The following is a 379-nucleotide window of genomic DNA, read 5'->3' as shown; positions in this document are numbered from 1 at the left end:
CGGCAAGGACTTCGCGTCCATCGACGCCATTGCGCAGGGCCGCGTCTGGACCGGCCAGCAGGCGCTGGAACGCGGCCTGGTCGACAAGCTGGGCAACCTCGACGTTGCGATCCGCGATGCGGCGCAGGAAGCCCACCTGGGCAAGGATGTCCACGTGCGTTACGCCGAGAAACCGATGGGCGCGTTCGAGCGTTTCCTGACCAACGTGGGCGACAGCACCGAGGCGCGCGTGGCGATGTCGTGGGGCGTACGCCTGCCGTCGTGGGTAGCGATGCTGCCGAAGCTGGCGCCGGAGTTCGCCTTGTTCCGCACGGCGCAGGCGGGTAAGCCCAACGTCTACGCCTACTGCTTCTGCTCGCCGCGGTAAGGCTTATTGCTC

Annotated in this window: 1 protein-coding gene; it reads left to right on the top strand. The window is 67.3% G+C overall.

The features are described from left to right. Nucleotides 1–367: S49 family peptidase (locus tag D7Y13_RS45015; protein ID WP_208734780.1), on the top strand; the 367-nt coding region annotated here is incomplete at its 5' end. Between the last annotated feature and the right edge of the window lie 12 nt (nt 368–379).

It is taken from the genome of Corallococcus praedator, from assembly GCF_003612125.1.
GTDB lineage: Bacteria > Myxococcota > Myxococcia > Myxococcales > Myxococcaceae > Corallococcus > Corallococcus praedator.
Note: the sequence above shows the minus strand (reverse complement) of the source record. Positions and strands in the feature narration are given on the sequence as shown.